Source organism: uncultured Pelagimonas sp. (assembly GCF_947498515.1).
Lineage (GTDB): Bacteria > Pseudomonadota > Alphaproteobacteria > Rhodobacterales > Rhodobacteraceae > Pelagimonas.
The window spans coordinates 63,472-82,092 of sequence record NZ_CANMKO010000011.1; the positions used below are offsets into that span (position 1 = coordinate 63,472).

Sequence of the window (18,621 nt, forward strand, 5' to 3'; positions counted from 1 at the left end):
CGCCCGGTATGACCGTTAGTAATCGTCGCCGCCGCCTTGCCAGGTTTTGGCCAAGTTGCCAAAGCGGGTGAATTGCGCCTCAAAGGACAGTTCAACCGTACCAATTGGGCCGTGACGCTGTTTGCCGATAATCACTTCGGCCTTGGCATGCAGGCGCGACATGCGTTCCTGCCATTCGGCCATGCGATCCAGCTGATCTTCGGAAGGTTTTTCACGTTCCGCATAGTATTCTTCGCGGAACACGAACATAACCACGTCCGCATCCTGTTCGATTGATCCCGATTCACGCAGGTCCGAAAGCTGGGGGCGTTTATCGTCGCGGCTTTCCACCTGACGCGAGAGCTGGGACAGGGCGATGACCGGAATGTTGAGCTCTTTGGCGATTGCCTTGAGACCCATGGAGATTTCTCCGATCTCCTGAACCCGGTTATCGGATGTGCCACGCAAGAGCTGGAGATAGTCAACGATAACAAGGTCTAACCCGTGGGTCCGTTTCAAACGGCGGGCCCGTGCGGCGACCTGTGAAATCGGCAGGGCGGCGGTGTCGTCGATATAAAGCGGGCAGGCCTCGAGCGTTTTGGCGGCTTCGACGAACTTGCGAAACTCGGCCTCGTCCATGTCACCTTGGCGGATCTTGTGGGACGAAATTTCCGACGCTTCGGCGAGGATACGGCTGGCGAGCTGTTCGGCGCTCATTTCCAAGCTATAAAACGCGACGATGCCGCCATCAACGGTGCCCTCGGTGCCATCGGGGCGGATGCCCTTTTTATAGGCTTTGGCGACGTTAAACGCGATGTTGGTGGCCAGCGAGGTTTTGCCCATAGACGGACGTCCGGCAAGGATGAGCAAATCCGACGGGTGCAAACCGCCCAATTTGCCGTCCATATCGATCAACCCGGTAGAGACCCCGGCCAAACCGCCCTCACGCTGATAGGCGGCATTGGCGACGTTGACCGCATCGGTGACGGCCTTGAGGAAGGAGACAAAGCCGCTTTCGACCTGGCCCTGTTCGGCCATATTATAAAGCGCTTGCTCGGCTTCGATGATTTGCTCTTTGGGGTTGGAGTCGACGTCAACCTTGGCGGCTTTGGATGAGATGTCTTTGCCCAAGCGGATCAGATCGCGGCGCACTGCGAGATCATAAATCATCTGGGCGTATTCACGCACCGCAAAGCTTGACACCGAAGAGGCGGCGAGACGGGCGAGATAGGCGGGGCCGCCGAGCTCTTTGAGGCCTTCGTCATCTTCCATAAACGCCTTGAGCGTCACCGGAGAGGCGAGGTTATTCTTGGAAATCCGCGCGGCGGCAACTTCGTAGATGCGGGCGTGGACCGGGTCATAGAAATGCGATGCGCCAATGATCGCGGTCACTTTGTCAAAGACCTCGTTGTCGGTCAGAATAGCACCCAAAAGCTGCTGTTCTGCCTCAATCGAATGCGGCATGGTTTCCGCGGCTTCGACCTGAATCCCGGTTGGATTAATGGTTGTGACTTCGTTCATGCGGTCCCCCAACTGCCCCGAAAATTGCCCTTGCGCGGTTGGTATCAACATGCGCGGGCGAGGGGAAATTGTATATTTATGTGGATAAGCTGTGGGCCGATCCTCGCGCATTATTTTGCGGTCAGGATCGGCTTTGTGTCAACATATAGTATGATGTCGTGGGCGTCGTGACATGCGTGCCACAGACCGCACGCCAATCAAAGCGCTATACGTTTGAGACCTGAATTAGGTCTTGTTGGCCTCTTGCCACTCACGCGGGGCGTTCAAGAAGGCCTCGACCTGAGCGAGTTTTTCATCCGAGAAATTGCCCATTTCACGCGCCGCTTCAAGCACATCCCACCAAGTGCAGAGGTGATGGAGTTCAACCCCATGATCGCCGAGCGTTTTGATGGTTTCGGGGAAAATCCCGTAGTAGAAAATCACCGCCGTATGGGCGCAGGTGGCACCGGTTTCGCGGATCGCATCCACAAAGGAAAGTTTGGAGCCGCCATCGGTGGTGAGGTCTTCGACCAACAACACGCGTTCACCTTCGGTCATGACGCCTTCGATGCGGGCATTGCGGCCATAGCCTTTGGGTTTTTTGCGCACATAGGTCATGGGGAGGGCCATGCGTTCCGCCACCAACGCCCCAAACGGGATGCCCGCAGTTTCGCCACCGGCAACATTGTCAAAGGCCTCAAACCCGGCGTTGCGCATCACGGTGACGGTGAGAAAATCCATCAAAGTGGTGCGGATACGGGGGAAAGAGATCAGCTTGCGACAGTCTATATAGACCGGCGATGGCAGGCCCGAGGCCAGTTTGAACGGCTCGTCGCCCATGAAGTGTACCGCTTCGATTTCCCACAACATGCGGGCGGTCAACTTGGCCATTTCTTCGGCGGATGGGTAAGATGTAGGGATCATGGCAGCAACTCTCCTATTTGGCCTCGCTTTAGCGCACAACAGAACGGGGCAAAACCCCGGCCTGCCGTCTTCTTTCCAAAAATCGATTGGTGGGATTAAAATCCGTGCACGGATTTTGCCCCCGCCAAGATCAACCGACGCGCCAATGCAGCGGCATCATCGGGTCAAACACGGTCACATCGCCGTCGGGCGTGGCGATTTTGTCGGGATAGGTGACGGGCTCGCCCTTGGTCAAAACCATCTCCGCCTCGTTTGGTTCAAGCCCGTAAAAGGCGGGACCATGCAGAGAGGCAAACCCTTCGAGCTTGTCCAAAGCGCCTTCTTGTTCAAAGACTTCGGCGAGAATGCTCATGGTGTTGGTGGCGGTAAAGCAACCGGCACAGCCACAGGCGCTTTCCTTGAGGGGATCGATATGTGGGGCGCTGTCGGTACCTAGGAAAAAGCTCGGGTCACCGGAGGTGGCGGCCGCGCGCAGGGCTAGGCGGTGTTCTTCGCGTTTGGCGACGGGCAGGCAGTAATAATGTGGCTTGATCCCACCAACCAGAATGGCGTTGCGGTTGATGACCAAATGGTGCGTGGTGATCGTTGCGCCGAGGTTGTCACCACCGGAGCGGGCGTAATCGACCCCCTGTTTGGTGGTGATATGTTCCATGATCACCCGCAGCTCGGGAACCGATGTCCGCAGCGGATCAAGGATGCGGTCGATAAACACCGCCTCGCGGTCAAAAATATCAATATCGGCGTCAACCACTTCGCCATGGACACAGAGCGGCAGGCCGATCTCGGCCATGGTTTCCAGCACCGGGCGGACTTTGTCGAAGTTGGTGACACCGCTGGCGGAATTGGTTGTCGCGCCCGCCGGGTAAAGCTTGACCGCGCTAATCAAACCTTCTTCTTTGGCGCGCTTTACATCCGCCGGATCGGTGTCTTCGGTCAGATAGAGCGTCATCAGGGGCTGAAAATCGCTGCCCTCGGGCAGGGCGGCCATGATCCGGCCCTTGTAGGCGGCGGCGTCATCGCGGGTGACAACCGGCGGAATCAAGTTTGGCATGATGATCGCGCGGCCAAAATGGCGGGCGGTTTCAGGGGCAACGGCGTTCAGCATTGCGCCATCGCGCAGATGCAGGTGCCAGTCATCGGGGCGGCGGAGTGTGATCTGTTGCATGAGGCAGCGCCTAACATGCGACGGGATCGGTTTCTAGTGATTCAGCGCGCCAAATTCTGCGGCAGAGCGGCGCGACGCCGCTTAGTCGTGATCCGCGACTTGATCGTCTTCGGCCTCAAGCGCGGCCAGACGGCGGCGGAAGCGCGGGGCATGCATGCGCGACACGACGTTTTGACACAAAAGCCGCGACAGCTCATCGCGACCATCCGCATCGGTTCGGGCCAATAAACGGCGCAGATAGGGCGGGTGGTCACGGCGTGCGCGTAGCATTTGCGCAAAGGCCAAACGGTCAAGGCGATCTTCGGCCACCGCCGTCAAAAGCGACGGCAAAAGGTCAAGCGCGATCAGGTCGGTTTGCAGCGCGCTCCCCATATAGGGCATGCGGTGACGGGTGACATTGCGCCGTTCAAACAGCGCCGAATGCATCGCATCCATCTGTTCACGCGGGTCATAAAGGACATGGGCGTGATGGGCGGCGTCGATCATATCGGGGGCAAAGCCATAACGCGAGGTGAAATCGCGGCGGCGTAACTCCGGAAAGCGGTCGTCCCATTCGGTGACACGCGGATCAAGCGTGGCTTGTGGTTGCAGCATGAGCACGCGGGCGCCGGGCGAGGCGACGGAATAGGCGGCGGCGGCATAACCACAGGGGCCCGCGCCGTAAAAGATGACATTTTCGAATTCATCGAAAAAACCGTCATCCAGCAATTGATCGAAAAAGCCGAAAACCCGGTGATCGCGGAACCAAGTGTCGCCGTGGCTTAGGACCGAGAGCGAAGACCAGCCGTTGCTGCGCACCATGTCAAAGCCGATGGGCGTGCGGGTTGTTGATAGCGCTTCGATCCCGGACATGGATTCAAAGCTTACCAGCAGGGTGTCGCCATCTTCGACAAAAATCCCGGCATGATGTTTTCCGAGCGGCTCAGAAAACCCCTTGTTGTCCCCAATGTTGCGCAGCTGCGCCAGCCAATCGGCGCGCGACAGACGGCTTAGATCCGGGGGAAAACTGGTTTTCTTGTGTGCCATGCCCATAGTCCTCATTGGCGCGGCCCCCCAAATCACGGGTCGGCAACGCTGTATTTGAGGTAAATTTGACCGGCCTTTTGGGCGGAAATGTGGTTAAGGCTGGGTCATTCTGGGCAAGTTTTATGGATCACTCGGGGCGGTTTGCCTTGGCGCGCGTGGCGTGAGCGGCCAAAAACTGGGCCGCGTCGAGCGGGACGGGCCGCGCCGGTGGGGTCATCAAAAGCCGGGCAAATAGAGCGCGGTTTGGTTCATCCTGTAACAGGGTTTCAAAGCGTGACTTGCGCCATGCCACCGCCTTGTCATGCAGGTCAGATAGGGTTGGATCAGCGCCCAGATCAGCGCGCTTTTGGGCGACATTGGGTAACGATTGGACGGTTTTGTCGGCTTCGCTGCACCAATTGCGTTCGACCCAGTAATCCATTCCAAGCACATGGTCGGAATGAACAGCGCGGCCCCGATCGGCCTTGAGCACATAGCTTTCCATTGCGCCAAGGGGGTAGTGATTGAGTTGGGCCAGACCATAATTGGGGCGGCCATAGTTGGAAAAAATCCGGCGGTTGCGAAATTGCGCATCCAATTCGCGCCCCTCGCAATCAAACCAACGCGCGGTGTCGACACGATCCGGGTCGGGATTGCGCGGGCGATGCACACCAAGTTTGCGATAGATGCCGTTGTTTTTATACAGGGTTTTGAACATCGCCGCGCGCCATGGCCAATGCATGATCACCGGCGCGGCCTTGGTGAACTGCTCGGTCACCGGGCGATCGTCAAAGTGCACAATGCCGGCATTGCCAAAGAGCCGCCACGTCAAGGTAATGGCGTCGGCATCGGGGAGCGCGTCGATTAAGGCGGGTAGGGTGCGATCCCCGGTATGGATGTTGACGAATTCATCAACGTCCAGCGACAACAGCCAATCGGAGCGTTTGACCACGTCGAGCTTGTCGGCCTTTTTCAAGCCGGTGAATTGAATGCCGCCTTTGTCATAGGGGCCATCGTTGCGAATATGGGTGACATGGCCGAGCTGTTCTAGACGGTCCAACATGGCGTCGGTGCCATCGTCACACTCGTTGGAAAGCGCCACCACATGGGTGACGCCACAGGCCAGATGATGGGCGATCCAATCGAGCAAGAAGGCCGCTTCGTTGCGGACACATAGAACAGCGGTGATGTTCATGACGGCTCGCTTTGGGCCGCCGGGTGGAGCCGTAAAGCAGGCATCACCAACCCTTGCGAAAGGTGACAACCTTGGCTTCTGAGGCCTTGGGGAAATAGGTCAACCCAGCCTTGTGCATGGCGTCAAAGACCTTTTGCACACCCTCTTGGCCAATCCATTGCGGATGCAATTCGATGATGGCGACGCGAATGCCCGTCCAATCGGCAGCCGGGAGCAACATGGCTTCGGCCCCTTCGATATCGCAGACCAAAACGTCGGGTTTCAGGTCGTCCAGAACCGGGGCAATGGCGTGTTTTTCGATTTCGACGATGTCTTTGACGGTGTCCGGTTCGGCGTTAAAGTCCATCGACGAGCCGAGAAAGTTTTCGCGGATGTAGAATTCGACCGGGTCCCCAGCCTCGGGCGAGAGGAGGGCATTACGCACCTCAACGTTTTTGACGTCATTGGCCTCGTGGACCGAATGGATATAGGGGATCAGCGTCGGGTTGGCCTCATAGCTGATGACCCTTTCGACCTTTTTCTTGACCGACAACAGGGTCGACATATAGCCAAGCCCGCCGCCGAGTTCCAAAACCTTGTCGCCCTCGCGCACAACACGCATGACCGCGTCACATTCCTTGCGCTCATAGGTGCCTTCGCGCAAAGCCCCGCGCACACGACCAGTGGTCAGTTGCGGGTGTTTGGGGATTTTCATCCCGCGCGAGCGGATAAAAGGTTTGCGTTCCGTCACAGCACTTCCGTCCATGTCAGGTCTCCAAATCGAGGGCGAGCGCATAGGCCACCCGCTCGGTTTCTGTCAGTTCTAGTTGCAACGCCTGTTGGTACAGGTCTTCAAATTCCGGCATGCCGTGCAATTCCGTGGCCTTAGCGAGATGCCAGTCCAGACCGCTTGCGTGCCATTTGGCCAGCTCACTATCCGCCATCAGCCGATCAAATTCCGCCTGCATCCGGGGCAAGTTGCGTTTGATCGTCAGATCGCGATGCACCGACCAATCCATGCGAATCCAATAGTTTAACCCGATAGAGCGGTCCACATGCAGGGCACGGCCACGTTGACGTTTGATCAGATAGCTTTCGGCGCTCCGCAGGGCGTAGTGGTTCAGCTGGATCAGATCATAGCCGATGTTCTTCTTGGAATTGCGCCAGCCGTTCATCAAGGCATCTTTGGTCATATCCTGACCCGATCCGTTGACCCATTTGACCTTTTTCTCGGCCCCGTCCTCAAGCTTGTTGGGTCGGTGGCAGGAGATTTTCGCATAGGCCCCGGTGTTCTTGAACATGGTCTTGAACCCCCAGACCGTATGCGGCTTGGGGCAGAATTTCGGGGCGCAGGTGTCGAATTGTTCGAGCACAAACTTGTCTTTGAGATGGGTGACGCCGTTGTAACCAAACAACCGCCACGTCATCGCAACATTGGTGGCATCGGGCACGCGTTCAAAGAAATCGGCCAAAGTGCCATTGCCACAGCGCACATTGACGAACTCATCAACGTCGATATGCGCAATCCAGTCGGCGTTTTTGATCACCGGTTCCTTGAGTGAATTATCAAGCGCGTGTTGTTGCGGCGAGTTGCCCGACCAATTGTCGTTGTTGCGGTGCTGAACCACGCCCATCTCTTGCAAACGATCAAGGATCTCGGTGGTGCCGTCGCTGCAATCATTGGTGTAAACCAAGATGTTATCGAAACCCATGGCGCGGTGATAGGCGACCCATTCGACGATATAGGGGGCTTCGTTTTTCATGCAGCCAACGATGACATTGCCGCTGGAATTCTTGGGCAATTTGCGCGGTTCAATCGGAGTATATGGGCCGGCGAGCTCTTCTTCGTTGACCCGGCCCATTTTGTTATGGGGGGCAAAGGTTGAGTTTTGCAGTTTCTCAAAATTCTGGATCGCCTCGGGCGTCATGACGCGGCGCGCGGCTGGCGAAAGTTTCGCCTCGATCCCCTTTTCCTGAGGCGGGGTGGGGCTCGGCGTTGTGGTGCCGTTCAGTTCGGCCAGATCGGCGGCTTTGTTGGCCATTTCTTCTTTGGTGGCTTGATTGATGCGCCAGCGGAACGCCATGAGGTATTGCGTGGCGCGAAACCCGCGGGTCGGATCGGCCTCTTGCCAATCGGCTTGTGGCGCATCGGGGGCAAGCAGGTCGGCATTAAGACCGGGATGCAAGGCACAAAGATCGGCTATGTCATCGGCGAAATGATCAGAGAGGGCATGTAGCGAACCCGCAGCAATCGGATCACCGGGCACTTTGATTTCGCCAAGGAATTTTCGCCACAATTGCCGGGGCAAGATGACGTCCTTTTTGGCCAAAAGCCGCAGCGCCGCGTCGTTGAAAAGCCGCGAGCGGGTTTGCCACGCGGCCGAGGGCAGGCCGGGCATGTCTTCGGGGATCACCTTGCCGATGGTTGTCGAGATGTCAAAAGCGGCGCGCAGCTCTTCGGGGGCTGCGTTGGAGAAAAAACGCGGCATGTCAACGGCGCGAAAGCGCACCGATCCGGCCCCAAAAACATCTTCCCAAAAATTCTGAAGCCGTTTGAAATCAAGCCAGTAACACGCGCCTTGGATTTCCCCAAACTGCCCGGCCTGAGGGTCGGGTACGGGGCGGGTGGCAAGGGCGGCGTCCCAAAAACTTGGGCTTTCAAGACAATCAAGTTCTTGTTGAAGGGACCCGGTGCGCCCCTCGATCAGCTGACCGGCATAACGGCGGATCAATAGGCGCGCCGGATCATCAAGATGGGCAACGATGCGAATGTCATCGGACAGCGGTGCTAGAATTGCGCGCAAGCGTTGCAGTTCGGAGGCGGTACACAGGGATGAGCCAAATTGATGCGCCGACAGGATCAGCGTATCGGGGTTGTGGCGTTCAACCTCGGCCTGCAATTGGCGCGTCACGTCATCGCGCAATGAGGCCTGTTTTTCACCAGTGATAAAGCCGCGATTGTAACGCAGGCTATCGACGTTTTCGGGATCGGTGACGGCCAGAAACAAGCGAGTGTGATTGCGTGCGCCGGGGCTTCGGGCATAGAGAACCCCCTTGCCAAGCATCTGTTCACGCTTGGAATCCAAGACGCGTTGCAAGCGATCGCTGCTTGTTCCGTCGGGGCCGATATGAACGAAAATCTTCATCACGCCGCCCCTCGTGAGGCCCCTTTGGCCCCGCTATTCACATTCATTTTTCCCCACCATGGCAGGTCCAACCCGAGATGAGATGACAGCCGTTGGCGCGCATCCTTGGCCGACATCGGCAGTTCCAGATAGCGCGGATCATCGCCAAAGATGTCGCGCAGCATGTCGTAATGCCCCTCAATCCAACGCACGCGATCCGCGTCGCTTTCGCCGTAGCCCATCGGCAGGCCGGGGATGGCCCCGGTTGGTAAACGGTCGGTGCCAAGATTGTTCCAGCGCCGCATACTATCCGAGGTTTCAGACGCCGGGCGCAAAGTGGCAACAAAAAGCACATCGGGCCGGGCAAGGCGCATCGCCTTGATCAAGGCATAGTCGCATTGCGGCCAAAGCGAGGTGTCGCCTTTGAGCACACTGATTTCCGACAAAGCGTCGTAAATATCGAGGTATTTGAAGGGGTCCCCTTCGAAATAGCCGTTGTACAATTGCCGCCCAACAAAGGTGCCGCCAAGCCCCGGTTCGCGGGTGTGAATGCGGCGCACCTTGTGATCGGCCACCCGCCAGCCCGCCTTTTCAAGCGCGAAGGCAAAGGAGGTGGTGCCGGTTTTGGGCAGGCCGAGATTGACACATTTCACCCGCTTCATGAGGCCAATCCCAGTTCTAGCATCAGCTCATATTCGCCGGGCGGGTAGGGGGGCAGTTCGCGCAAATGGCCATAAAGCCCCGCATAGGTTGGATCGGCCATCAACGCGTCGCGTTTTTCGCAATGCAGGCGCACGCACGTGTCATGCAGCGGCCCAATCACCGGATCGGCGCGAAAGGCCTCCATCGCGGCGGTCAGATCGGGCGCATACCGCAAGATCGAGCGATCTTCGAAAGACGGATCATTGCGCTCTTTCCAATAGGTGTCGTCAAAATTGCGGTTCTCGCGGTTGACGTCGCCGCGGTCATTTTTGACCAGATAGCTGTCGAGTGAGCGCAGGGCATAGTGATTGAGCGTCGCAAATTCGCGCGCGCCATGGGCGGGGAATTTGCGGATACGGCGCGGGTTGGCCGCCACGAGGAATTTATGCGGCACCGGACGGCCAGCGCCATCGGTCCAGCTTGGCCTTTTGTTTTTCGGAAGTTTCTCGCGGAAAAACGGACGATGCGCGCCGAAATATTGCAGCGGAAAATCGCTTCGGACCAAGGATTTCACCTCAATCGCGGTCTCGCCACACCACAGATCAGGGTTGTGGCTCTGTAGGAACTGTTCGATCACCGGGCGGTCTTCGAAATCTTCCACATCGCAATTGGCAAAGAACTGAAACGTCACCGAAATACAGTGCGGGTTGCCACAGGCGTCGATCAGCGCCGGGATCGTGTGGTTGCCGACATGAATGTTGAGGAATTCGTCAACATCCGCCACCCAGACCCAATCGGCGTTTTTAACCACATCCTGCTTGGCGGCGTCTTTGAGCGCCTCCATCTGATAATTGCGCCCCTGCGCCGGGTTCGGCAGATGGGTGACCCCTCCCTGTTCCGCCAAAGCATCCAGCAACACATCGGTGCCATCGGTGCAATCGTTTGAATAGAATAGAAAATCCGTCACACCCAAGAGACGGTTAAAAGCGATCCATTCCAAAAGGAACGGCCCCTCATTCTTGACACAAGTGACGGCCGTTATGCGCATGATCCGCCCCCTTTTTGCAGATGCACGCGCGTTATAGCGCATCCTCGCAAATCAGAGGTTACGATCATAGGGCTTGCGCCTAAGTTATATGTCGCGGTCAGGCCATGGGCCTGCGCGTTGATGTTTGGCATGTCTGCTCACCCGCCGTCGTTCCGGGTTTTCCCGGTTTTTATAATGCGAATCATCGCATTCCCCATGCAAGCCGTCAATGCAAAGCCTTCGTTTTCGATGGCTTGTGCGACTTTGGCGCTATTGACCGCGCCCGCCCATGCGGGCATCCGAAGGGGGCGAGGGAGGATTTTCATGGGCATTTCAACATCAATTCCGGCATCCATTGACGAGGTGCAAAACCAGCTGGCCAGCACCGGATATGTCTGTGGCCGCGCTTTGGCGACGGTTGTGTTCTTGTCATTGCGCCTTGGACGCCCCTTGTTTCTTGAGGGCGAGGCCGGGGTTGGCAAAACCGAGATTGCCAAGGCATTGGCCTTGATGTTGAACCGCAAGCTGATCCGGTTGCAATGTTACGAGGGGCTTGATGCCTCTTCGGCGGTTTATGAATGGAACTTTCCGGCGCAAATGATCGCCATCCGCACCGCCGAAGCACAGGGTGGGGCCGATCGCGGGTCTTTGCAGACCGAATTGTTTTCCAAAGACTTTCTGATCGAACGCCCGCTGCTTGAGGCCATGCGCCCGGATGAAAACGGCGCGCCGATCCTATTGATCGACGAATTGGACCGCACAGATGAGCCGTTTGAGGCCTTCCTGCTCGAAGCTTTGTCGGATTTTCAGGTTACAATTCCTGAGATCGGCACGATCAAAGCCCCCGAGCCGCCCATCGTGATTTTGACATCCAACCGGACCCGCGAAGTGCATGATGCACTGAAACGGCGCTGTTTGTATCACTGGGTGGATTACCCGGACTTTGAGCGCGAAGTCGAAATTCTAACCGCGCGCGCCCCCGAAGTGGCCGAAAACCTGTCGCGTGAAATCGTCAGCTTTGTGCAAAAGTTGCGCACCGAAGACCTGTTCAAGAAACCGGGCGTCGCCGAAACGATTGACTGGGCGAAATGCCTCTTGGCCTTGGATGTGGTCAACCTGTCACCAGAAATGATCAGCGACACCTTGGGCGCGATCCTGAAGTATCAGGACGACATCTCGAAAATCCAAGGCTCAGAGGCCAAGCGGATTTTGGACGAAGCAAGTGCGGCGCTAGAACCGGCGTGATGTTGGCCGTGATGCGACATAGGATCGGGGATGGGGGCAGCGCCCCCTATGGTGGGTGATGGCTGAATACATCCCATTGGAATTGCCAGAAAATCCGAGACTTGCGCAGAATATCATCCATTTCGCGCGGGCGTTGCGCCGTGCTGGCTTGCCGATTGGACCGGGGCGGGTGATTGATGCGATCCGCGCCGTGGAAGCCGCCGGGTTTTCGGATCGGATGGATTTTTACTGGACGTTGCATGCCTGTTTTGTAAATCGCCCCGAACATCGGGTCATTTATGCGCAGGTTTTCCGGCTCTATTGGCGCGATCCTCGATACCTCGAACATATGATGTCGATGATGCTCCCTGCGGTGCGCGGTGTGCAGGAAGAAAAGCTTGCGCAATCGGGTGAAAAACGCGCGGCGCAGGCTTTGCTGGGCGATGAGATGCCCGATATTCCCGAGGGTGAGCAGGAAGAGGACGGCACCGAGATCGAGGTCGACGCCTCGATGACGATTAGCACCGAGGAAAAGCTCAAATCGCTCGACTTTGAACAGATGTCGACCGAGGAGGTCGCGCAAGCCAAACGGATGTTGGCGCGGCTGACCTTGCCGGTGAAACCCTTTGCCTCGCGGCGTTCTATCGCGGCCAAGCGCGGTTTGCGCACCGATTACCGCAAGACCATGCGCAACGCCTTGCGTCAGGGCGGCGAGATTCACAGCATTTCTCATGCCAAGCCGCGTTTGCGTTGGCCCAATTTGGTGGTGCTTTGCGATATTTCCGGCTCGATGAGCCAATATAGCCGCATGGTTCTGCATTTCCTGCATGCTGTCGCCAATGAAAAAGGCGCAGGTTGGGCCAAAGTCCACGCCTTTACCTTTGGCACGCGGTTGACGAATATCACCCGCCATCTGGCGACGCGCGATGTCGATGCGGCGCTGAAATCCGCCGGGGCCGAGGCGCAGGATTGGGAAGGTGGCACGCGGATTGGCGACTGCATTCATGAGTTCAACAGAGATTGGTCGCGTCGGGTGATGGGGCAGGGGGCCGTTGTTTTGTTGATCACGGATGGTTTGGACCGTGGTGAGCCAGCGGATTTGGCGCATGAAATGCAACGCCTGCAATTGTCGTCGCGGCGCTTGATCTGGCTTAACCCGTTATTGCGGTGGGATGAATTTGCGCCCAAAGCCTCGGGCATTCGCACCATGTTGCCGCTTGTTGATAGTTTCCGCGCCGGGCATTCGATCCAATCGCTTGAAGACCTGGCAGCGGTGATTTCGAGCCATGATGATGCCGGTGAAAAGGCGCGTTTGATGTCGCTGCTTTAGGGTGGTTGTGCTGCCGAGATGTAATATTCCACGTTTGGAATGTTAATTGTGGACAAATGCGATAATTCGAATGTATAGTGCCGTAGCAGAAGGGGCGTCATGGCACGCCCCTGCGGATCATTCGGAGACATCACTATGACACTAGATTGGAAGATTGGCGGTGTGCTGTTGGGGGCCGTCTTTTTTGTGGCGGTTTTATTGGTCAAACCCATCGGTGTATCGACGCAATTTGTTATCTTTGACGGGATGATCGCCAATGCGATGAGCCCTGATTTCATTTCCCAAACCGACGACGGCTATACCTCGTCCAACGCCTATATGGCGAAATCCGGTGGGAAATATGCCAAGGCCGCGGCCAACCCGCTTAACTACGGCTTTGTGTTTGTCATCGCCATGGCGATTGGCGGCGCGGTCTCGTCTTACCTGCGCGGTGGTGTTGGCGCGGCTGAACGGCGATTGCCCGAAGTCTGGCGCGCCAATTATGGGGACACGCCGATGAAACGCTATCTGGTGGCGTTTTTGGGTGGGTTCATCGCGCTATATGGCGCGCGTTTGGCGGGGGGCTGTACCTCGGGGCATATGATGTCGGGCACCATGCAGACGTCGCTTTCGGCCTATATCTTTATGGCTGGGACTTTTGCCGCCGCCATTCCCACCGCAACTTTGCTCTATAAGAAAGGCTAAGCCATGCAGATACTTCTTGCTCTTGTGATTGGTGGAGCCTTTGGTTTCATGCTCGACCGGATCGGCGCGGCCAATCCAAATGTGATCACCGGCATGCTGACGTTGCGCCGGATGAATCTCGCTAAAACCATCATGTTGGCTATCGGTACCGGCTCGATCTTGATGTTTGGCGGGCAAATGCTTGGGCTGGTGGATGTCGGCCATATGAGCGTCAAATCCGCCTACATTGGTGTGTTAATCGGTGGTGTGATGTTGGGCATCGGCTGGGCCGCGTCGGGGTTTTGTCCGGGCACTGCGGTGACGGCAATTGGCTCTGGCCGCAAGGACGTGTTGTTCTTCATCGCAGGCGGATTGCTCGGGGCGGCGGCCTATATGGTCACCTATCCGGTGTGGAAAGCCAGCGGTCTGCTTGACCCGATCGCCGGTGGCAAAGTGACCTTGGGCGCGATCCCCGGATCCGGTTACGAGGCGATTTTTGCAGTACGCGGCGACATCTTGGGCATCGTCATTGGGGCGATTTTTGTTCTTGTCGCCTTTGTGATGCCTGACGGTTTGGTGAAATCATCTGACGGGGCCAAAGTCCCGGCGGAGTAACGCCTAAAAGAGACTATAAAAAAGGGGCGGCTTAATCAGCCGCCCCTTTTTTGTATTGATACGTTTGTCTTCTGGCCCCTGCTGAGCGGCTACACGCTCTGCTTTGAAGAGCATGCCTTCCCTAAAAGGGGGACGCTCCTTGAGTTCGTGGCAAGGGCCGGACTAAGTGGCTGCAGCTCTTTTGCAAGCACAAGACCACCTTGACACCTGACGTAATTTTGTTGGAGCAAAATTACGTCATCATTTCCTTGGTCGCGCTGAGTGTGACATCGGGGTAGTCGCGTTCAATCCGGTCAATGTCCCATTGCAAACGCGTCAGGTAAACGACGTCGCCGTCATTGTCATAGCTGATGTGCTGTTTGTTGGCGTTGACGAATTTATCAACGGCGTCCTGTTCGCCATGTACCCAACGGGCGCTGGTGAATTGTGAGGCGTCAAAACGCACCGGAAGGCCGTATTCCATCTCAATCCGACTGCCGAGCACTTCGAATTGCAGCGCCCCAACAACCCCGACGATAAAGCCCGAGCCAATCATCGGTTTAAAGACCTTGGCGGCCCCTTCTTCGGCGAATTGCATGAGCGCTTTTTCGAGGTGTTTGGATTTCAGCGGATCACCGGCGCGCACCCCTTGCAACAATTCCGGCGCAAAACTTGGGATGCCCGTGACCTTGATGGCTTCGCCTTCGGTCAAGGTATCGCCGATGCGCAACTGGCCATGGTTAGGGATGCCGATGATGTCACCGGCCCATGCCTCTTCGGCCAATTCACGGTCGGCGGCCAAAAATAGCACCGGATTGGAAATCGCCATCGGTTTCTTGGTGCGCACATGGGTGAGTTTCATGCCGCGTTTGAAATGGCCCGACGCCAGACGCACAAAGGCAACGCGATCGCGGTGCTTTGGGTCCATATTGGCCTGAACCTTGAACACGAAGCCGGCGACTTTCTTTTCCTCGGGGGCAACGCTACGCGGGCTAGCCGATTGAATTTGCGGTTCGGGGCCGTAGGTGCCGATGCCATCCATCAGCTCTTTGACGCCAAAGCTGTTGATGGCAGAGCCGAACCAAATCGGGGTCATATGCCCTTCAAGAACCGATTGCGGATCGAGCTTTGGCAAAAGCTCTTTGGCCATTTCCACCTCTTCGCGCAGCTGTTCGAGCAAGGCTTCGGGAATGTGTTTTTCCAGCTCTGGGTCATCTAAGCCGTTGATCTGAATGGTTTCGGCAACCACGTTTCGATCGGCGCGATCCATGAGCTCAAGCCGGTCATTGAGCATGTCATAGCAGCCCAAGAAATCGCGACCCATACCGATGGGCCAGCTTGCCGGGGTCACATCAATCGCCAGGTTTTCCTGAATTTCATCAATAATATCAAACGTGTCCCGCGCCTCGCGGTCCATTTTATTACAGAAGGTCAGGATCGGAAGGTCGCGCAAACGGCAAACCTCAAACAACTTTCGCGTCTGGCTTTCAACGCCTTTGGCACCATCGATTACCATCACCGCCGCATCCACCGCCGTCAGGGTGCGATAGGTGTCTTCGGAAAAGTCCGAGTGGCCGGGCGTATCAACAAGATTGAAGCGGAAGTGCGACTCGCCGCTGGTGTAATCGAAGGACATCGCCGATGCCGAGACCGAGATGCCGCGGTCTTTTTCCATCTGCATAAAGTCAGACCGGGTGCGTCGCGCTTCGCCTTTGGCGCGCACCTGACCCGCCATCTGAATAGCACCACCATAAAGGAGGAACTTTTCTGTCAGCGTGGTTTTCCCGGCATCCGGGTGCGAGATGATCGCAAATGTGCGACGGCGCGCAATCTCGGGCGGGAGTTCGGGGCGGTTTGAGGCGGTATCTAACATGGGCGTGCGATAGCGCGATTTGAGCGCGGGGGCAATGCATGCGTGGTGCTCGGGCGCGTGATGTAAAAGATGTATGCGAATTGCGTGAATCGCCCTAAGGTGGATTGTGCAACTTTCTTTTCAGCCTTTGATTGGAGATTTCCATGCCAAGACGTGTCTATGCCGGGTATCTAACCAGTTTTTCGATTTTACTCGCTTCATCAGCCGTGGCCCAAGAGGGGCGGCCGGATTTTCAGCCGATCCCAGAGAGATTTGGCTATTTTCAAGAAAATGAACGCCTGTGGGACAGTATCGTCGCGGGTGAGATGGGGGTGTCACGCGCCCATGCGTGGCGCTTGTTTGCCGGGATGAACCAGCCGCTTGAGCCGGGAACCCCGAATTCTTGGCCGATCTGGTTTAGCTGGCCCACGTCTGCGCAGGCGTTTGCCGTCGGAGGCGCGCACAGCGAGGCGGTTTCCTCGATCCGGGTGTCCCCGCAAATCAAAGAGATTCACAAAGCCAGAGCAGCCGGTGCAGAGATTCCCGTCAACACCAAGGGCCCGAGCTATCCTGTGCCGGATGCGGTCAAATCTATGTACCCGACGGCGATCAAAACCGATGGCTCGGTCAAGGATGGCGCGTTTTTTGTCAACAACGGCGACATCATGATCGCGGTTGAATCGCTATCACCCGAAGGGTTCGGGCAAATTCGCGATCAGGGGTTGTATCAGGCTTCGGTTTTGGAAGACCTTTGGAAGGATGGTGAAAGCATTGATTTGACCGATCGCTATGTGTCGACCAAACACATGTATTGGCCGGTCAAAAAGGACGGGCTGACCGCCTTGCCATGGTGGGACAACAATTATTCACCGATGTACAATGACTATGTCGGCTATGAAAACTGGGGCACGGTTGTTGCCATTGACCCCGGTGGTGATGCGGTTGGGGATTGGGTCACGGTTGACTATCTGCACAGCGTTCAAAACCATGATGGCAGCGCGATGGAAACGCGCCGCGCAACGGCGCAAGCGGTTGGGTTGGATCGGTTTTATCATCATCAGGTGACGGATGCGGATTGGGGTATCTTTACCGATGCGGACAAGGCGATCCTGTCGCAAGCGAGTTATTGGCTTTATAATGAGCCGTTTGAACCAGGAGATTACCTTGTCGAGGTTGCCATGCATATTGTCACCAAAGAGGTGCCGACATGGACCTTGCAAAGCTTTTGGTGGTCGGGGCGTGCAGATGAGGGCCCCTATTCTTGGGATCGCCCGGAAATGGAGGCCGAGGGGCCGTGGGATCAATATCTTTTGACCGAGGCAAATGCCTTTGATCCGGGGCCGGAAGGCGAACTGCCGATCGCGGTTAATCCCTATATCGAAGGGGTCATTCACCCCATTCGCACCAATTGCCGCAACTGCCATGTGCGGGCCGGATATACGCCCAAAGATGCGCCAAACAAGACCGGGTATTCATCCCCCAACTGCCCCGATCTATTGGCGCCATTGATGCCGGATGATGCCTGTTTCAAGGGCGTGACCCTTTCTGATTTTGCGTGGATTATTCCAGATCGCGCACAATAAGGGCACCGGTTTGTTCAAGTCTATCAGGAGTATAGCAGTCGGACTTCTTGCTCCGACTGCCGTTTTTCTGGCTTTAGTTGTTGTAAAGCCCGTTGATTTCCTTGGCGCGACCGTCGGCGATCAAACGATCTAAGCTGGATTGAATGCTGGCGATGGTTGCATCATCCACATCAAGATTGCAGGCCAATCCGGTCATTGTCGATTGCACCACATAGACCTCTTCAAGATCGGGGTCGTTTTCCTGCTGAAGGCGGTTGCGGAACGTCACCCAAAGATCAACCCGACCGGCCTTGAGTTTCTTGGGGTTCAGCTCTTCTTTGGGGGCGGACACGATATTCATACCCTCAGCCTTGAGAATGTCCTCGGTCACGTCGCCATTATAGGTGCCGATGGACAAGGCACGCGCATCGTCAAGCGAGGTGATCACATGGCTATCGGATTTGCGGCCCACAAGGATAATATGGTTTTCATCAAGGGGCGTGACCCATTTGAATTTGGGTTTGCGTTCGTCGGTGACAGAGGTCGAAAACACACAGGTATTGGCGGTGTTCTGCGCGGTTGAAAAGGCGCGGGCCCAGGGTTGAACCTCCATCGCATAGGCGACATTAGCGGCCTCCAAGGCTTCGCGCACAAGATCGGTTGCCGACCCAACAATCTCCCCGTTTTCGGTATAGTTGTAGGGCGGATATTCTTCGGTCAACAGGGTCAAAGGCGCATTGGCTAGCGCGGTTGTGGCAACGCCGAAAAACCCAGCGGCGCAGAGTAGGGATTTGAAAGAGATCATGTGTCAGGTCCGATTATCAAACTTTGGATAACCGAGGCTAACAAATAGGT

At 56.6% G+C, this 18,621-nt stretch carries 17 protein-coding genes; 5 read left to right on the forward strand and 12 right to left on the reverse strand.

Annotation, left to right across the window (positions count from 1 at the left end):
• Nucleotides 1–15 precede the first annotated feature (15 nt).
• The 10 genes from Q1A43_RS18835 to Q1A43_RS18880 form a co-directional block, all read right to left on the reverse strand.
• Nucleotides 16–1,500: a replicative DNA helicase gene (locus Q1A43_RS18835; protein WP_299921338.1), complete on the reverse strand. Its 1,485-nt coding sequence runs from the start codon at nucleotides 1,498–1,500 to the stop codon at nucleotides 16–18.
• A 225-nt stretch (nucleotides 1,501–1,725) separates the two neighbouring features.
• Entirely contained in the window at nucleotides 1,726–2,403 is a 678-nt protein-coding gene (locus tag Q1A43_RS18840) for an orotate phosphoribosyltransferase (protein ID WP_299921339.1), read from the reverse strand.
• Between the two features lie 130 nt (nucleotides 2,404–2,533).
• Complete coding sequence (gene pyrC / locus Q1A43_RS18845) at nucleotides 2,534–3,568, reverse strand: dihydroorotase (protein WP_299937772.1); 1,035 nt, start codon at nucleotides 3,566–3,568, stop codon at nucleotides 2,534–2,536.
• A gap of 81 nt (nucleotides 3,569–3,649) precedes the next feature.
• Entirely contained in the window at nucleotides 3,650–4,594 is a 945-nt protein-coding gene (locus Q1A43_RS18850) for a phosphoadenosine phosphosulfate reductase (RefSeq protein WP_299921342.1), read from the reverse strand.
• 127 nt (nucleotides 4,595–4,721) lie between these two features.
• Nucleotides 4,722–5,768 carry a glycosyltransferase family 2 protein gene (locus Q1A43_RS18855; protein WP_299937774.1) on the reverse strand — a complete coding sequence of 349 codons (1,047 nt, stop codon included), beginning with the start codon at nucleotides 5,766–5,768 and terminating at the stop codon, nucleotides 4,722–4,724.
• 43 nt (nucleotides 5,769–5,811) lie between these two features.
• Nucleotides 5,812–6,513 (reverse strand): FkbM family methyltransferase, encoded by a 702-nt coding sequence (locus Q1A43_RS18860; RefSeq protein WP_299937777.1) that lies wholly within the window; start codon nucleotides 6,511–6,513, stop codon nucleotides 5,812–5,814.
• A gap of 1 nt (nucleotide 6,514) precedes the next feature.
• Nucleotides 6,515–8,893, reverse strand: coding sequence for a glycosyltransferase family 2 protein (locus tag Q1A43_RS18865; protein ID WP_299937780.1), 2,379 nt, complete (start codon nucleotides 8,891–8,893; stop codon nucleotides 6,515–6,517).
• Nucleotides 8,893–9,534: a hypothetical protein gene (locus Q1A43_RS18870; protein WP_299921350.1), complete on the reverse strand. Its 642-nt coding sequence runs from the start codon at nucleotides 9,532–9,534 to the stop codon at nucleotides 8,893–8,895. Before Q1A43_RS18870 ends, Q1A43_RS18865 begins: the two co-directional genes overlap by 1 nt.
• Nucleotides 9,531–10,562: a glycosyltransferase family 2 protein gene (locus Q1A43_RS18875; RefSeq protein ID WP_299921352.1), complete on the reverse strand. Its 1,032-nt coding sequence runs from the start codon at nucleotides 10,560–10,562 to the stop codon at nucleotides 9,531–9,533. Before Q1A43_RS18875 ends, Q1A43_RS18870 begins: the two co-directional genes overlap by 4 nt.
• 137 nt (nucleotides 10,563–10,699) lie before the next feature.
• Nucleotides 10,700–10,867 (reverse strand): hypothetical protein, encoded by a 168-nt coding sequence (locus tag Q1A43_RS18880; RefSeq protein ID WP_299937782.1) that lies wholly within the window; start codon nucleotides 10,865–10,867, stop codon nucleotides 10,700–10,702.
• Here Q1A43_RS18880 and Q1A43_RS18885 point away from each other — a divergent pair.
• The 4 genes from Q1A43_RS18885 to Q1A43_RS18900 all read left to right on the forward strand — a co-directional run bounded on the left by Q1A43_RS18885 (nucleotide 10,866) and on the right by Q1A43_RS18900 (nucleotide 14,373).
• Nucleotides 10,866–11,786, forward strand: coding sequence for a MoxR family ATPase (locus tag Q1A43_RS18885; protein WP_299937786.1), 921 nt, complete (start codon nucleotides 10,866–10,868; stop codon nucleotides 11,784–11,786). The genes Q1A43_RS18880 and Q1A43_RS18885 overlap by 2 nt on opposite strands.
• Nucleotides 11,787–11,844: 58 nt before the next feature.
• Nucleotides 11,845–13,095, forward strand: coding sequence for a VWA domain-containing protein (locus Q1A43_RS18890; RefSeq protein ID WP_299937788.1), 1,251 nt, complete (start codon nucleotides 11,845–11,847; stop codon nucleotides 13,093–13,095).
• Between the two features lie 135 nt (nucleotides 13,096–13,230).
• Nucleotides 13,231–13,779: a YeeE/YedE thiosulfate transporter family protein gene (locus Q1A43_RS18895; RefSeq protein WP_299937790.1), complete on the forward strand. Its 549-nt coding sequence runs from the start codon at nucleotides 13,231–13,233 to the stop codon at nucleotides 13,777–13,779.
• Nucleotides 13,780–13,782: 3 nt separating this feature from the next.
• Entirely contained in the window at nucleotides 13,783–14,373 is a 591-nt protein-coding gene (locus tag Q1A43_RS18900; protein WP_299921361.1) for a YeeE/YedE thiosulfate transporter family protein, read from the forward strand.
• Between the two features lie 232 nt (nucleotides 14,374–14,605).
• On the opposite strand, the gene Q1A43_RS18905 is transcribed toward Q1A43_RS18900, so the two are convergent.
• On the reverse strand, nucleotides 14,606–16,225 hold the full coding sequence (locus Q1A43_RS18905; protein ID WP_299921362.1) for a peptide chain release factor 3: 1,620 nt from the start codon (nucleotides 16,223–16,225) through the stop codon (nucleotides 14,606–14,608).
• A 143-nt stretch (nucleotides 16,226–16,368) separates the two neighbouring features.
• Between Q1A43_RS18905 and Q1A43_RS18910 the strand changes: the two genes are divergently transcribed.
• Nucleotides 16,369–17,787 (forward strand): hypothetical protein, encoded by a 1,419-nt coding sequence (locus Q1A43_RS18910; RefSeq protein WP_299937792.1) that lies wholly within the window; start codon nucleotides 16,369–16,371, stop codon nucleotides 17,785–17,787.
• A gap of 73 nt (nucleotides 17,788–17,860) precedes the next feature.
• Here Q1A43_RS18910 and Q1A43_RS18915 read toward each other — a convergent pair whose 3' ends face one another.
• The gene (locus tag Q1A43_RS18915; RefSeq protein ID WP_299937795.1) at nucleotides 17,861–18,571 is read right to left on the reverse strand and encodes a transporter substrate-binding domain-containing protein; all 711 of its coding nucleotides are present in this window, start codon (nucleotides 18,569–18,571) and stop codon (nucleotides 17,861–17,863) included.
• Between the last annotated feature and the right edge of the window lie 50 nt (nucleotides 18,572–18,621).

What these genes read in the sequence shown, in the direction of transcription:
- Q1A43_RS18835 (WP_299921338.1), bottom strand. Translation starts at nt 1,500, where the DNA reads ATGAACGAAGTCACAACCATTAATCCAACCGGGATTCAGGTCGAAGCC.
- Q1A43_RS18840 (WP_299921339.1), bottom strand. Translation starts at nt 2,403, where the DNA reads ATGATCCCTACATCTTACCCATCCGCCGAAGAAATGGCCAAGTTGACC.
- pyrC (WP_299937772.1), bottom strand. Translation starts at nt 3,568, where the DNA reads ATGCAACAGATCACACTCCGCCGCCCCGATGACTGGCACCTGCATCTG.
- Q1A43_RS18850 (WP_299921342.1), bottom strand. Translation starts at nt 4,594, where the DNA reads ATGGCACACAAGAAAACCAGTTTTCCCCCGGATCTAAGCCGTCTGTCG.
- Q1A43_RS18855 (WP_299937774.1), bottom strand. Translation starts at nt 5,768, where the DNA reads ATGAACATCACCGCTGTTCTATGTGTCCGCAACGAAGCGGCCTTCTTG.
- Q1A43_RS18860 (WP_299937777.1), bottom strand. Translation starts at nt 6,513, where the DNA reads ATGGACGGAAGTGCTGTGACGGAACGCAAACCTTTTATCCGCTCGCGC.
- Q1A43_RS18865 (WP_299937780.1), bottom strand. Translation starts at nt 8,893, where the DNA reads ATGAAGATTTTCGTTCATATCGGCCCCGACGGAACAAGCAGCGATCGC.
- Q1A43_RS18870 (WP_299921350.1), bottom strand. Translation starts at nt 9,534, where the DNA reads ATGAAGCGGGTGAAATGTGTCAATCTCGGCCTGCCCAAAACCGGCACC.
- Q1A43_RS18875 (WP_299921352.1), bottom strand. Translation starts at nt 10,562, where the DNA reads ATGCGCATAACGGCCGTCACTTGTGTCAAGAATGAGGGGCCGTTCCTT.
- Q1A43_RS18885 (WP_299937786.1), top strand. Translation starts at nt 10,866, where the DNA reads ATGGGCATTTCAACATCAATTCCGGCATCCATTGACGAGGTGCAAAAC.
- Q1A43_RS18880 (WP_299937782.1), bottom strand. Translation starts at nt 10,867, where the DNA reads ATGAAAATCCTCCCTCGCCCCCTTCGGATGCCCGCATGGGCGGGCGCG.
- Q1A43_RS18890 (WP_299937788.1), top strand. Translation starts at nt 11,845, where the DNA reads ATGGCTGAATACATCCCATTGGAATTGCCAGAAAATCCGAGACTTGCG.
- Q1A43_RS18895 (WP_299937790.1), top strand. Translation starts at nt 13,231, where the DNA reads ATGACACTAGATTGGAAGATTGGCGGTGTGCTGTTGGGGGCCGTCTTT.
- Q1A43_RS18900 (WP_299921361.1), top strand. Translation starts at nt 13,783, where the DNA reads ATGCAGATACTTCTTGCTCTTGTGATTGGTGGAGCCTTTGGTTTCATG.
- Q1A43_RS18905 (WP_299921362.1), bottom strand. Translation starts at nt 16,225, where the DNA reads ATGTTAGATACCGCCTCAAACCGCCCCGAACTCCCGCCCGAGATTGCG.
- Q1A43_RS18910 (WP_299937792.1), top strand. Translation starts at nt 16,369, where the DNA reads ATGCCAAGACGTGTCTATGCCGGGTATCTAACCAGTTTTTCGATTTTA.
- Q1A43_RS18915 (WP_299937795.1), bottom strand. Translation starts at nt 18,571, where the DNA reads ATGATCTCTTTCAAATCCCTACTCTGCGCCGCTGGGTTTTTCGGCGTT.